The 13,753-nt window shown below is 44.9% G+C and carries 12 protein-coding genes and 1 pseudogene; all 13 read left to right on the top strand.

Annotation, left to right across the window (positions count from 1 at the left end; genetic code table 11):
* Positions 1-93: 93 nt before the first annotated feature.
* The 13 genes and pseudogenes from ICW23_RS13750 to ytaF all read left to right on the top strand — a co-directional run bounded on the left by ICW23_RS13750 (position 94) and on the right by ytaF (position 13,742).
* Positions 94-558, top strand: a complete 465-nt coding sequence (locus tag ICW23_RS13750; RefSeq protein WP_007408072.1) for a DUF441 domain-containing protein — start codon at positions 94-96, stop codon at positions 556-558.
* A gap of 123 nt (positions 559-681) precedes the next feature.
* Positions 682-818: pseudogene (locus ICW23_RS13745) on the top strand (peptidoglycan-binding domain-containing protein); the annotation flags it as partial.
* Positions 819-980: 162 nt separating this feature from the next.
* Positions 981-1,391 (top strand): YjdF family protein, encoded by a 411-nt coding sequence (locus ICW23_RS13740; protein WP_188154633.1) that lies wholly within the window; start codon positions 981-983, stop codon positions 1,389-1,391.
* Positions 1,392-1,738: 347 nt separating this feature from the next.
* On the top strand, positions 1,739-2,158 hold the full coding sequence (locus ICW23_RS13735) for a hypothetical protein (RefSeq protein WP_188154632.1): 420 nt from the start codon (positions 1,739-1,741) through the stop codon (positions 2,156-2,158).
* Positions 2,159-2,441: 283 nt separating this feature from the next.
* Positions 2,442-2,582, top strand: coding sequence for a PhrK family phosphatase-inhibitory pheromone (locus ICW23_RS13730; protein ID WP_223152392.1), 141 nt, complete (start codon positions 2,442-2,444; stop codon positions 2,580-2,582).
* Positions 2,583-3,028: 446 nt separating this feature from the next.
* On the top strand, positions 3,029-4,147 hold the full coding sequence (gene citZ, locus ICW23_RS13725; RefSeq protein WP_016938606.1) for a citrate synthase: 1,119 nt from the start codon (positions 3,029-3,031) through the stop codon (positions 4,145-4,147).
* Between the two features lie 158 nt (positions 4,148-4,305).
* Positions 4,306-5,577 carry an NADP-dependent isocitrate dehydrogenase gene (gene icd, locus ICW23_RS13720; protein ID WP_016938607.1) on the top strand — a complete coding sequence of 424 codons (1,272 nt, stop codon included), beginning with the start codon at positions 4,306-4,308 and terminating at the stop codon, positions 5,575-5,577.
* A gap of 45 nt (positions 5,578-5,622) precedes the next feature.
* Positions 5,623-6,561: a malate dehydrogenase gene (mdh, locus tag ICW23_RS13715; RefSeq protein WP_003152455.1), complete on the top strand. Its 939-nt coding sequence runs from the start codon at positions 5,623-5,625 to the stop codon at positions 6,559-6,561.
* Between the two features lie 215 nt (positions 6,562-6,776).
* Positions 6,777-7,496, top strand: coding sequence for a response regulator transcription factor (locus tag ICW23_RS13710; protein ID WP_016938608.1), 720 nt, complete (start codon positions 6,777-6,779; stop codon positions 7,494-7,496).
* The gene (gene pnpS, locus ICW23_RS13705; protein ID WP_188154631.1) at positions 7,489-9,228 is read left to right on the top strand and encodes a two-component system histidine kinase PnpS; all 1,740 of its coding nucleotides are present in this window, start codon (positions 7,489-7,491) and stop codon (positions 9,226-9,228) included. The genes ICW23_RS13710 and pnpS overlap by 8 nt, the downstream gene beginning before the upstream one ends.
* Positions 9,229-9,474: 246 nt before the next feature.
* On the top strand, positions 9,475-12,114 hold the full coding sequence (gene polA, locus ICW23_RS13700) for a DNA polymerase I (protein WP_016938610.1): 2,640 nt from the start codon (positions 9,475-9,477) through the stop codon (positions 12,112-12,114).
* 28 nt (positions 12,115-12,142) lie between these two features.
* Complete coding sequence (gene mutM, locus ICW23_RS13695) at positions 12,143-12,973, top strand: DNA-formamidopyrimidine glycosylase (RefSeq protein ID WP_016938611.1); 831 nt, start codon at positions 12,143-12,145, stop codon at positions 12,971-12,973.
* A 136-nt stretch (positions 12,974-13,109) separates the two neighbouring features.
* Positions 13,110-13,742 carry a sporulation membrane protein YtaF gene (gene ytaF / locus ICW23_RS13690; RefSeq protein ID WP_016938612.1) on the top strand — a complete coding sequence of 211 codons (633 nt, stop codon included), beginning with the start codon at positions 13,110-13,112 and terminating at the stop codon, positions 13,740-13,742.
* The last annotated feature ends 11 nt before the right edge of the window (positions 13,743-13,753 follow it).

Raw genomic sequence — 13,753 nt, 5'->3', positions numbered from 1 at the left:
ATCCTCCTCTCGGTCGGCACGTCCTATTACATTAGTTTATTCGTCAAAAAAAAGGATATGAATACAGTTATGATGAAGGATGGTGCTTTCAGGATGTTTACACAGGCGAATTTATTTTTACTATTATTGCTGGCCATCGCATTGATAGCCAAAAACCAGTCATTGCTTTTTGCCGTCGGCTTTCTTATTGTGATAAAAGCTGTCGGTCTTGACCAGAAATTGTTCCCGGTGATTCAGTCAAAAGGAATCAACTGGGGGGTCACCGTCATTACAATCGCCGTTTTAGTGCCGATTGCCACAGGTGATATCGGTTTTAAACAGCTCGGAGAAGCGATGAAATCATATTATGCGTGGATCGCTCTCGGCGCCGGAATCGCCGTAGCCTTAATCGCCAAAAACGGTCTCACCTTATTGGAAAACGATCCTCATATTACAACGGCGCTGGTGATCGGCACGATACTTGCCGTCGCGCTTTTCGGCGGCGTTGCCGTCGGTCCGTTAATCGGCGCCGGAATTGCCTATCTGGCCATGCAGATCGTAAAAATATTCACTTCGTAAAGTAAAAAAGCGGCTTAAAGCTGCTTTTTTTGCGGGTGAAAATAAGAGTTTGCAGCGCATTTTGTAGTTCAGACAAATGCCATTTGCATTATTCCGAGGAATGAAGTGGCTTACCATGTAACAAAGAACCTCGGAATCGACGGCGCATATGGCACGAAGACTGAAGATGCAGTAAGGCGGTTCCAATTGATGAATGGATTAAAAGCTGATGGAATTTATGCACTTGAACCAAATCAAAACTTGAAGTGTTGTTAAAATAAGCGGAGACCCTTTCCTTCAATTTGAAAGTTTGTTAAATTTATAGTGAGAATGAAAAAACACAATTCGGTTGGTAGTCCGGATGCATTATTTAAAATGTCAGTAACCTTCCCCTCCTCGGGATGTCCATCATTCTTCAGTAACTTTAGGAGGAGGGAATCGTTATGAAATTAACGGTTTACTACGATGGTCAGTTTTGGGTAGGAGTAATTGAAGTTGTGAATGATGGGAAATTAAGAGCAATTCGTCATTTGTTTGGACAAGAGCCCAAGGATTCAGAAATCATGCATTTTGTTAATAATCAACTTTTACAGACTCTCTCCCGCACTGAACAAGAAGGGGTTTGTGTTAAAGCAAAATCTAAGAAGTTAAACCCAAAAAGATTACAACGGCAAGCTTCTAAAGAGATGAAAAATATCGGGATATCAACTAAGGCGCAAAAAGCGATAAAACAGGAGCTTGAAGCAAGAAAAGAAAAGAAAAAACAACTGAACAGAAAACAAAGAGAAAAAATAAAGGAACAAAAATATTTAATCAGAAAACAAAAAGTAAAAGAAAAGCATAGGGGCAAATAGTTGGAGAACCCGATGAAGCCCTTCGATTGAAAAGTTGAGCGGCATCAGTTTTTTCTTCGGACTGATTTAGAAAAAAGAAGTAGAAATCGAGCCCTTCTCGAGATGAGGAGGGTTTTTCTGCAATTTATTTAACTTCACTTACATCAGTAAATGAGTCAGTTTCAATTGATGAACGGTTTGATGAGGATATTTACGGGCTGAGTACAAAAGCGAAAATCTTGTCTTAGCTGAAGTAATAATAAGCTCTCTCTTTTATGAAGGGAGAAGATTTTTCGAAGTTATTAGATATTCAAGATGTAATAAAAAATAAAGGAATGCAAATGTTAAAGTGAAGGGAGATGATTACTATGAAAAAAATAATTGTATTGGTGATCTTATGTTTTTCGTTAAGCTCTATCACAGTGGCTGATGCTAAACAAGAACATGGCCAGAACCCAAAAGTTTCTCAGGAGCTATTTGGTGTTTTTATGCATGAGCTTTTCTGTAAAAATATATTAGACAGTGCCCGTGAATTCTATAAGGATGACACACTCTCTGTTACCATTAAAGGAGGCGTTAAATTATCCGAAGAAAAAGAAGGCAGGTATATAGTGAAGTTCATAATTATCCCTCATTCAAAGCTTCCGGGTACAAAAGGCAAGATTTCAGGAACCGATACATTGACTTTCAGAGTAGACCCCTTCCTTCTGGGTTCTGGTTCAAGGGACAGAAATTCAGCAGTTACATTCCTGCATTTAAAGCATCACAACTCCACAAGGCAAAATTGATAAAACAGGATACTCTACATAGGATATCCTCTTTATGAGGCTAAAATAAATATTATTTACGGACTTCTGCAGCAGGATCAGAGGAAAAGCATTGAAACTTGTCGAGGTGGTATTTTTTACTTATATGAAGTAAATGACCTTGATAGCGTCTTTGATCCTTTCTTTGGTTATTTCAGAACACTGTGAGAAGCATGGACTCTATAAAGAGGCGCTTGGATTTTCTAAGCATGCTATTTTAGCTGAGGAGAAAATGAGGCACCTGAAGGGATTATAATTGAAAAAAATGATTCTTTGTGCAACCCTAATCTTTGTTACATTAAGTGGTTTAGCTGTAGTCAAAATTAATCATGCATCATCGGATGTTAAGATAACAGAGCGCCCGGTGGGTACTCTAAAATTAGCAGAGCGGCCAGTAGGCACATAAAAAAAGCCACGGACAGGGCTTTTTTTTTTGCGCTCTTTCTGGCGTTCATTTGTGAATAACCCGGGTAGTGGTGCGTTGTCCTTTTAAACTCCCAAAGCTCCCCCAAATGAAAACATGAGAATACATGATTTTACAAAGCGCCTGAAAGCAAGCGATTAAATTTATCAACGCAAAACCTTGATATATAGGGCTTTTAAAACATTTTTAGTTAAAAGTCTACAAATTAATCAGATTATTGTTTATAATAAGAATAGGCTTAAACTTAAATAAGCTTATAAGAATTTGTTATGTTCCTCTATAAGCATATCGGTTATGTAACCGCAATCAATGAAATGTAAGCATTTTCTTAAAGGGGAAAGGGAGTGTTTACATGATTCATTTTAAGTAAGCCGTATGTTTTATGTACTCTTTAAAGGGGAATTTTGATTGAAAAGGAGAGGTTGAATATGACAGCAACACGCGGTCTTGAAGGGGTTGTAGCAACAACATCATCTGTAAGCTCTATTATCGACGATACCCTTACATATGTAGGGTACGATATTGACGACTTGACAGAGAATGCAAGTTTTGAAGAAATCATTTATTTGCTGTGGCATCTGCGCCTGCCGAATAAAACAGAGCTTGCTGAACTGAAAAAACAGCTTGCGAAAGAAGCTGCCGTTCCACAAGAAATCATTGAGCACTTCAAATCCTATCCCCTCAATAACGTACATCCAATGGCTGCGCTCCGGACGGCAATTTCATTACTCGGTCTGACTGACAGTGAAGCCGATGTCATGAATCCGGAAGCGAACTACAGAAAAGCCATCCGTCTGCAGGCGAAGGTGCCGGGCATTGTCGCCGCTTTCTCAAGAATCCGCAAAGGACTTGATCCTGTTGAACCGAAGGAAGAGTACGGTATTGCGGAGAACTTCCTTTACACCTTAAACGGTGAAGATCCTTCTCCGATCGAAGTGGAAGCGTTTAACAAAGCGCTCATTCTTCATGCGGATCATGAGCTGAATGCATCAACATTTACGGCGAGAGTATGTGTCGCCACCTTATCCGATATTTACTCAGGCATCACGGCAGCCATCGGCGCATTAAAAGGGCCGCTTCACGGCGGAGCCAATGAAGCCGTCATGAAAATGCTGACAGAGATCGGCGAAGTGGAAAATGCCGAGCCTTATATCCGCAGCAAAATGGAGAAAAAGGAAAAAGTGATGGGCTTCGGACACCGCGTGTATAAGCATGGGGATCCGCGCGCCAAACATTTAAAAGAAATGAGCAAACGCCTGACGAATCTGACGGGTGAAAGCAAATGGTACGACATGTCAATCCGTGTCGAAGAAATTGTGACGTCGGAGAAAAAACTTCCGCCTAACGTTGATTTCTATTCCGCATCTGTGTACCACAGTCTCGGCATTGACCACGATCTGTTCACGCCGATCTTTGCGGTCAGCAGAATGTCCGGATGGATCGCGCATATTCTTGAGCAATACGATAACAACCGCCTCATCCGCCCGCGCGCTGAATACACGGGTCCGGATAAGCAGACTTTTGTTCCGATTGACGAAAGAGCCTGATCAAACGGGAGGCTGGTGATTTTCATGTCGTTAGCCTCTTGTTAATCAAGCCCAAGTTGGTTTACAATTTTGATAGAATCTTGAGAAAAATCATTTTATTTTCTATAAGAAAAATAAAATGTTTTCTAAATATGAATTACATACTGGGAGGTAATATTGTGTCACAAGGTGAAAAAATTACAGTCTCTAATGGAGTATTAAACGTACCAAATAATCCGATTATCCCGTTTATTGAAGGTGACGGCACAGGCCCTGATATTTGGAACGCCGCTTCTAAAGTATTGGAAGCCGCTGTTGAAAAAGCATATAAAGGCGAGAAAAAAATCACGTGGAAAGAAGTTTATGCCGGTGAAAAGGCTTATAATAAAACAGGTGAGTGGCTTCCTGCCGAAACGCTGGAAGACATCAGAGAGTACTTCATCGCTATCAAAGGACCTCTGACGACACCGGTCGGCGGCGGTATCCGTTCTCTGAACGTGGCGCTGAGACAGGAACTTGATTTGTTTACGTGCCTGCGCCCTGTCAGATATTTCACTGGAGTGCCTTCTCCGGTCAAACGTCCTGAAGATACGGATATGGTCATTTTCCGTGAAAACACGGAAGATATTTATGCCGGAATTGAGTATGCGAAAGGTTCTGAAGAAGTTGAAAAACTGATCAGCTTCCTGCAAAATGAAATGGGCGTTAACAAAATCCGTTTCCCTGAAACATCAGGAATCGGCATCAAGCCTGTTTCTGAAGAAGGAACAAGCCGCTTAGTCAGAGCTGCCATTGAGTATGCGATCGAAAACGGCCGTAAGTCTGTCACGCTTGTCCACAAAGGAAACATCATGAAGTTCACTGAAGGGGCATTTAAAAACTGGGGCTACGAGCTTGCCGAAAGAGAATACGGAGATAAAGTATTCACTTGGGCCGAATATGACCGCATCGTCGAAAAAGACGGAAAAGAAGCGGCTGATAAAGCGCAGAGCGAAGCGGAAGCAGCAGGAAAAATCATCGTCAAAGACAGCATCGCTGATATTTTCCTTCAGCAGATCTTAACCCGTCCGAGCGAATTCGACGTCGTAGCGACGATGAACTTAAACGGAGACTATATCTCTGATGCGCTTGCCGCTCAGGTAGGCGGAATCGGAATCGCACCGGGAGCGAACATCAACTATGAAACAGGGCATGCGATTTTTGAAGCGACGCACGGAACGGCTCCTAAATATGCCGGCCTTGACAAAGTCAACCCGTCATCCGTTATCCTTTCAGGAGTGCTTCTTCTTGAACACCTGAACTGGAATGAGGCGGCTGACCTAGTCATTAAAGCTATGGAAAAAACGATTGCTTCAAAAGTAGTAACTTACGATTTTGCAAGATTAATGGACGGTGCAACTGAAGTGAAATGTTCAGAGTTCGGTGAAGAGCTTATCAAAAACATGGACTGAACCTAAAGCAGACTTCTAATGAAGCCAAAAAAGGAGAAGAGAATCATGGGAAAAACACGCAGTAAAGTTTCTGTTATCGGAGCAGGATTTACGGGAGCGACAACAGCCTTCCTTACAGCTCAAAAAGAGCTTGCGGATGTTGTGCTCGTTGATATTCCTCAATTAGAAAACCCGACTAAAGGAAAAGCGCTTGACATGCTCGAAGCAAGTCCGGTTCAAGGATTTGACGCGAAAATCACAGGCACGTCCAACTACGAGGACACAGCCGGTTCTGATATCGTCGTCATCACGGCCGGAATTGCGAGAAAACCAGGCATGAGCCGTGATGATCTCGTATCTACAAACGAAAAAATCATGAGAAGCGTCACACGTGAGATCGTGAAATATTCTCCTGACTGCATTATCGTCGTGTTAACAAACCCTGTTGATGCGATGACATATGCGGTGTACAAAGAATCAGGCTTCCCGAAAGAACGCGTTATCGGACAATCCGGAGTGCTTGACACTGCGCGGTTCAGAACATTCGTCGCTGAAGAATTAAACCTGTCAGTAAAAGACGTAACCGGTTTTGTTCTTGGCGGACACGGTGACGACATGGTTCCTCTCGTCCGTTATTCCTATGCGGGCGGCATTCCGCTCGAAACACTTATCCCGAAAGACCGTCTTGATGCGATTGTAGAGCGCACAAGAAAAGGCGGCGGGGAAATCGTCAACCTTCTCGGCAACGGAAGCGCCTACTATGCGCCTGCTGCATCACTGACAGAAATGGTAGAAGCCATTTTGAAAGATCAGCGCCGCGTGCTTCCGACTATCGCTTATTTAGAAGGCGAATACGGTCATGAGGGCATTTACTTAGGCGTACCGACGATTATCGGAGGAAACGGCCTAGAGCAAATCATTGAGCTTGAACTGACAGACTATGAAAAAGCACAGCTGAGTAAATCAGTTGAATCTGTCAAAAACGTGATGAAAGTATTGTCATAAGAAAAAAGGGAAGGCTTCCGAATCAGAAGCCTTCCTCTTTTTACAATTAATGAAAGCGTTTTCTTTTTCCCTGAACGATCCTTTCTCTGAAAATGATCAAAAAGGCGAATTGTCTGAACGGGCAGTATTGGATAAAATGAAATCATAAAGTGATATGCAACACATAAAATAGAGAAAATTGGATGTCGGGGAAAATAGACAGCGGAGGGCGCAGCATGAACAAAAAAATTTTAGTTGTAGATGATGAACAATCTATCGTTACTCTTTTACAGTACAATCTGGAACGGTCCGGCTATGATGTCATTACCGCATCAGACGGCGAAGAGGCTCTGGAGCAGGCAGAGAAGGAAAATCCGGATTTAATCGTACTGGATGTCATGCTGCCGAAAGTGGACGGAATCGACGTCTGTAAACAGCTCAGACAGCAGAAAATGATGGTTCCGATCTTGATGCTGACAGCAAAAGATGAAGAGTTTGATAAGGTGCTGGGACTGGAGCTCGGAGCGGATGATTACATGACAAAGCCGTTCAGTCCGAGGGAAGTGACTGCGCGGGTGAAAGCCATTTTAAGAAGGGCTGACATTTCTTCGCTGTCACAAAGCAGAGAAGAGGAAAAGGACGGGCAGATCCTTATCGGCGAGCTGAAAATTCTTCCGGAGCATTACGAAGCGTACTTCAAGTCAGAACAGCTGGAATTGACGCCTAAAGAATTTGAACTGCTTCTGTATTTGGGAAAACACAAGGGAAGAGTGCTGACGAGAGATCTTCTGCTGAGCGCAGTCTGGAACTATGATTTTGCCGGGGACACCCGGATTGTTGACGTTCATATCAGCCATCTGCGCGACAAAATCGAATCAAATACCAAAAAACCCATCTATATTAAAACAATCAGAGGTTTGGGGTATAAACTGGAGGAGCCAAAAATGAATGAATAAAGTCCGTGTGCGTCTGTTCGCTTTACTCGTTGTATGTATCATATTGGTTTTCAGTGTTCTCGGCCTTTTTTTACAGCAGCTTATTTCTTCAGCCGCTAAAGACAGAACGGCGGATCAGCTGAAAAAGGAATCGGTATACATAGCGGGCCTTCTTGACACCGGCCGAATCGGCAATAAAAACAATGAAACGGTGGTCCGCGACGCCAGCCGCACCCTCGGTATAAACGTCTCTGTTCTCAATGAGAAGGGTGACGCCGTTTATCATTCCGGCAGGCATGCTGATGATGCAGCCGTAAAGGAGTTCATTTCTCACAATAAAAATGAGGCAGCCATACAGGCGGGTAACAAAGTGATCCGCGGCGCTGCCGTAAAAAATGACGCCGGCCGAACGGCGGGATATGTGCTCGTTTCCTCGGAAATCAGCGGCGGTTCAAGTATTACCGGAGAAATGTGGGGCATGCTGGCAGCAAGTCTTTGTACCGCTTTTATCATTATCGTTTTCTTTTATACAAACATGACGTCCCGTTACAAAAAATCAATCGACGCCGCGACGAAGGTGGCGACGGAGCTGTCCAAAGGCAATTATGACGCCCGCTCCTACAGCGGTTACGCAAGGCGGTCTGACCGCCTCGGGCGTGCGATGAACAGTCTGGCGGTCGATTTGATGGAAATGACGAGAACGCAGGATATGCAGCGCGACCGTCTGTTAACCGTCATTGAAAATATCGGTTCAGGTTTGATTTTAATAGACGGGAGAGGTTTTATTAATCTCGTGAACCGATCGTACACGAAGCAGTTTCATACAAAGCCTGAACGTCTGCTTCGCCGCCTTTACCATGATGCGCTTGAGCATGAGGAAATCATTCGGCTCGTCGAAGATATTTTTATGACGGAGACGAAAAAATGCCAGCTGCTGAGACTTCCCATCAACATTGAGCGGCGCTACTTTGAAGTTGACGGCGTTCCGATCATGGGTCCTGATGATGAATGGAAGGGCATTGTTCTCGTTTTTCACGATATAACGGAAATTAAAAAATTGGAGCAGATGAGGAAGGACTTCGTCGCCAATGTTTCCCACGAACTGAAAACGCCGATCACTTCGATTAAAGGCTTTACGGAAACGCTGTTAGACGGGGCGATGAAAGATGAAAAGGCGCTTTCAGACTTTCTGTCTATCATTCTGAAAGAAAGTGAGCGGCTCCAATCCCTCGTACAGGACTTATTGGATTTATCCAAAATGGAGCAGCAAAACTTTACGATGCGAGTAGAATCCTTTGACGCCGCAAAAATCCTCCATGAAATCGAAGCCCTTTTACAGCATAAGGCTGAGGAAAAAGGCATCAGTTTTCAGCTCGATCTTCCGGAGGAGCCGATTTTTGTGATGGGTGATGTGCACAGGCTGAAGCAGGTATTCCTGAATCTGGCGAACAACGCTTTAACCTACACGCCTGAAAAAGGGACGGTGGCGATTTCGGTAAATGTGAAAGAAACCGCTGTTGATATCAAAGTGTCCGATACGGGAATCGGTATTCAGAAGGAAGAGATTCCGCGGATATTTGAGAGATTTTACCGCGTGGATAAAGACAGAAGCCGCAACTCGGGAGGAACCGGGCTCGGTCTTGCCATCGTAAAGCACTTAATAGAAGCCCATGAAGGCAAAATCGAAGTCACAAGCGAGCCGGGACAGGGAACTGTGTTCACTGTGACGCTGAAGCGGCCGCCGGCAGCGTGATCAGCTTTACAAAGGATTAACAATTTCTTCATGACCTGTTAAACCTATCTTGTTAGGATGTAACAGAACCCCTTCATCCAAGGAGCCAATTTTGACGGCGGGAACGTGTTTTCTTGTTCCCGTCCTTTTTTGCGTTTTCACGGGGTCCGCTCATTTTCCTTTCAAATTGAACTTTGTTAAAATAAGAGAAGCTGTGAGATTAAAAAACAGAGGAATGACGAGCTTTTGCTCTTAGGAGGATATTGAATGACGGAACGAAAAAAATTAGTGCTTGTCGACGGAAACAGTCTGGCGTACCGGGCGTTTTTTGCATTACCGCTTCTAAGCAATGAAAAAGGCATTCATACAAATGCCGTATACGGGTTTGCGATGATTTTAATGAAAATGCTGGAGGATGAAAAACCGACCCACATGCTGGTGGCTTTTGATGCGGGAAAAACGACTTTCCGCCACAGCACGTTTAAAGAATATAAAGGCGGAAGGCAAAAAACGCCGCCGGAGCTTTCTGAACAGATGCCGTTCATCCGTGAGCTCCTCGATGCTTATAACATCAGCCGCTATGAGCTTCCTGAATACGAAGCGGATGATATTATCGGCACACTTGCCGTATCTGCTGAGAAAGACGGCTTTGAAGTAAAGGTATTTTCCGGAGACAAAGACTTAACGCAGCTTGCAACCGGGAAAACGACCGTTGCTATTACGAGAAAAGGCATTACCGACGTGGAAGATTACACGCCGGAACACGTCGAAGAAAAGTACGGTCTGACCCCTTTGCAAATCATTGATATGAAGGGATTAATGGGGGATTCCTCCGATAACATCCCGGGCGTTCCCGGCGTCGGCGAAAAAACGGCAATTAAACTCTTGAAGCAGTTCCATTCGGTTGAGAAACTGCTTGATTCAATTGATGAAGTCAGCGGGAAAAAATTAAAAGAAAAGCTCGAAGAATATAAAGAACAAGCCCTGATGAGCAAAGAGCTGGCGACGATTATGACAAATGCGCCGATTGAAGTCAAGCTTGACGATTTAGATTATCAAGGGTTCGACCGTGAACAAGTCGTTGCCATTTTTAAAGACCTCGGTTTTAACACGCTGCTGGAGCGGCTCGGTGAAGATAGCGGAGAAACGGCGGAAGAAGATTTTGAGGACATCAATGTTGAAACGGCCGAAGAAATCACCGAAGCTATGCTCGTTTCGCCGTCCGCTTTAGTCGTCGAACAAATCGGGGATAACTATCACGAAGAACCGATACTCGGCTTTTCCATCGTGAATGAAACAGGCCTTTATTATATTCCGAAAGAAACCGCCATCCAGTCCGAAGCGTTTAAATCCTGGGCTGAAGATGAGTCGAAGAAAAAGTGGGTGTTTGACAGCAAACGCTCCGTTGTCGCTTTGCGCTGGCAGGGAATTGAGCTGAAGGGAACGGAATTTGATGCGCTTCTTGCTGCCTACATTATAAACCCGGGCAATTCGTACGACGATGTCGCGAGCGTAGCGAAAGAATACGGCCTGAATATCGTTTCAAAAGATGAAGCGGTTTACGGAAAAGGCGCAAAGCGCGCCGTTCCGGCTGAAAAAGAGCTTGCCGATCATCTCGCGCGAAAAGCGTCTGCCGTTAACAGCCTCCGGGACAAACTGCTGCACGCGCTGGAAGAAAATAATCAGCTTGAATTATATGAAGATCTCGAACTCCCGCTTGCGCTTATTCTCGGAGAAATGGAATCAATGGGCGTCAAAGTGGATGTTGATAGACTGAAGCGAATGGGCGAAGAGCTCGGCGCGAAGCTGAAAGAATATGAAGAAAAAATCCATGACATCGCCGGTGAACCGTTTAACATCAATTCACCAAAACAGCTCGGCGTCATTCTGTTTGAAAAGCTCGGCCTGCCGCCAGTAAAGAAAACAAAAACAGGCTATTCCACTTCAGCCGATGTGCTGGAGAAGCTCGCAGACAAACATGATATCGTCGCCTACATTCTGCAATATAGACAAATCGGCAAACTCCAATCAACTTATATTGAAGGGCTGCTGAAAGTCACACGCAAGGATTCTCATAAGGTGCATACGCGATTCAATCAGGCATTGACTCAAACCGGGCGCCTCAGTTCAACTGATCCGAACCTGCAAAACATTCCGATCAGGCTGGAGGAAGGACGGAAAATCCGTCAGGCTTTCGTTCCGTCAGAACCGGACTGGCTAATTTTCGCCGCTGATTATTCACAAATTGAGTTAAGGGTGCTTGCGCATATTTCAAAAGATGAAAATCTGATTGAGGCGTTTACGAATGATATGGACATTCACACAAAAACCGCAATGGATGTGTTTCATGTCAGCGAGGATGAAGTGACACAGGCGATGCGCCGTCAGGCAAAGGCCGTCAATTTCGGGATCGTTTACGGCATCAGTGATTACGGGCTGTCGCAAAACCTCGGCATCACCCGGAAAGAAGCGGGCGCTTTTATTGACCGCTACTTGGAAAGCTTTCCGGGCGTCAAGGCGTATATGGAAGAATCGGTGCAGGAAGCGAAACAAAAAGGATATGTGACGACTCTTATGCAGCGCCGCCGCTACATCCCTGAGCTGACAAGCCGCAACTTCAACCTGCGGAGCTTTGCGGAACGGACGGCCATGAATACGCCGATTCAGGGCAGCGCCGCTGATATTATTAAAAAAGCCATGATTGATATGGCAGCTGAGCTGAAGGAGAAAAAACTGAAGGCAAGACTGCTGCTTCAGGTGCACGATGAATTGATTTTTGAAGCGCCTAAGGAAGAAATTGAAATATTAGAGAAGCTGGTTCCTGAAGTGATGGAGCATGCTTTGGCATTAGACGTGCCGTTAAAGGCGGATTATGCTTCAGGACCGTCTTGGTACGATGCAAAATAAATAAACAGAGAAAAAGGAAGTGATGATTGTGCCGGAATTACCAGAAGTTGAAACGGTCCGGCGCACTCTGACCGGTCTTGTGAAGGGGAAAACGATTGAATCGGCGGACATCAGATGGCCGAATATCATCAAAAAACCCGCCGAGCCGGAGGAATTCGCGCGGCAGATTGCAGGAGAAACCATCCGATCCATCGGAAGAAGGGGAAAGTTTTTGCTTTTCCATCTGGATCATTATGTCATGGTGTCCCATCTCCGGATGGAGGGGAAATACGGTCTTTATCAGGCCGATGAGCCTGACGACAAACATGTTCACGTCGTGTTTCGCATGACGGACGGAACAGAGCTCCGCTACCGGGATGTCCGGAAATTCGGCACGATGCATTTATTTGCGCCGGGAGAGGAACTGAATGCATTACCGCTTTCACAGCTCGGACCCGAACCAGATGATGAAGCCTTTACCGCCGCCTATTTAAAAGAGCGGCTGGCAAAAACGAACCGCGCGGTGAAAACCGCCCTGCTCGATCAAAAAGCAGTCGTCGGCCTCGGCAACATTTATGTCGATGAAGCTTTATTCCGGGCGCGGATTCACCCTGAGACAAAAGCGAACAGCCTGTCTGACGGACAGATAAAAACGCTTCATACAGAAATTAAAGACACCCTTCAGGAAGCGATTGACGCGGGCGGGAGCACCGTCCGGTCTTATATCAATTCTCAAGGGGAAATCGGAATGTTTCAGCTCAAACATTACGTATACGGCAAAAAGGATGAGCCGTGCAAAACGTGCGGCACGATGATTTCTAAAATCGTAGTCGGCGGAAGGGGTACGCATTTCTGCGCCCGATGCCAAAAAAAATCATAAACTGAAGCTGTTCAAGCAGGCGGCAGCAGAATGACTTTTTTCTAACACAGTTGATGACCTTTCTCCATATATATATTGTGATTCACCCAATAGGCATATGTCACAATTGCCGATCAAGAGAAAGGGAGAAACGGATATGGAGATTGTTTCTTTGCTGCTTTTGGCTTTTGCTGTCAGCTTGGACAGTTTTTCAGTCGGGTTTACGTATGGATTGAGAAAAATGAAAATCCCGTTCAAAGCGATTGCCGTGATCGCTTGCTGTTCAGCCTCTGTGATGTTTATATCCATGCTGATCGGCCATTTTCTGACAAAGATTTTCCCTGTATCCGTCACGGAGAAACTGGGCGGGCTGATCTTAATCGGAATCGGGGCATGGGTCATCTATCAATTTTTTAAACCGGCGAAAGAGCCGGATTACTTATTACACGAAAAAACGCTGCTAAACCTTGAAGTGAAATCGCTCGGCATCGTGATTCACATTTTGAAAAAGCCGACCAGCGCCGATATTGATCAATCCGGAACCATTAATGGAGTCGAAGCGCTTCTGCTCGGTATCGCCTTATCTATTGACGCCTTTGGCGCAGGCATGGGAGCGGCCATTCTCGGTTTTTCTCCGGTTATGATGAGCGTGACCGTCGGGGTGATGAGCTCGCTGTTTGTGTCATTCGGCATCAACGCCGGGCATTTTCTTTCAAGGTGGAATTGGATAGATAAAATGACATTTTTGCCGGGGATCCTGCTGATTATCATCGGGATTTGGAAAATGTAAGAAGGAGTGGG

This window comes from Bacillus sp. 1021 (assembly GCF_014534735.1).
GTDB lineage: Bacteria > Bacillota > Bacilli > Bacillales > Bacillaceae > Bacillus > Bacillus siamensis.
This window is presented reverse-complemented; position numbering and strand designations above follow the sequence as displayed.

Coding starts and splice junctions, on each gene's coding strand:
- ytaF (WP_016938612.1), top strand. CDS start 13,110: ATGGAGATTGTTTCTTTGCTGCTTTTGGCTTTTGCTGTCAGCTTGGAC.
- ICW23_RS13740 (WP_188154633.1), top strand. CDS start 981: ATGAAATTAACGGTTTACTACGATGGTCAGTTTTGGGTAGGAGTAATT.
- ICW23_RS13710 (WP_016938608.1), top strand. CDS start 6,777: ATGAACAAAAAAATTTTAGTTGTAGATGATGAACAATCTATCGTTACT.
- pnpS (WP_188154631.1), top strand. CDS start 7,489: ATGAATAAAGTCCGTGTGCGTCTGTTCGCTTTACTCGTTGTATGTATC.
- polA (WP_016938610.1), top strand. CDS start 9,475: ATGACGGAACGAAAAAAATTAGTGCTTGTCGACGGAAACAGTCTGGCG.
- ICW23_RS13750 (WP_007408072.1), top strand. CDS start 94: ATGTTTACACAGGCGAATTTATTTTTACTATTATTGCTGGCCATCGCA.
- mdh (WP_003152455.1), top strand. CDS start 5,623: ATGGGAAAAACACGCAGTAAAGTTTCTGTTATCGGAGCAGGATTTACG.
- ICW23_RS13735 (WP_188154632.1), top strand. CDS start 1,739: ATGAAAAAAATAATTGTATTGGTGATCTTATGTTTTTCGTTAAGCTCT.
- citZ (WP_016938606.1), top strand. CDS start 3,029: ATGACAGCAACACGCGGTCTTGAAGGGGTTGTAGCAACAACATCATCT.
- ICW23_RS13730 (WP_223152392.1), top strand. CDS start 2,442: ATGATTCTTTGTGCAACCCTAATCTTTGTTACATTAAGTGGTTTAGCT.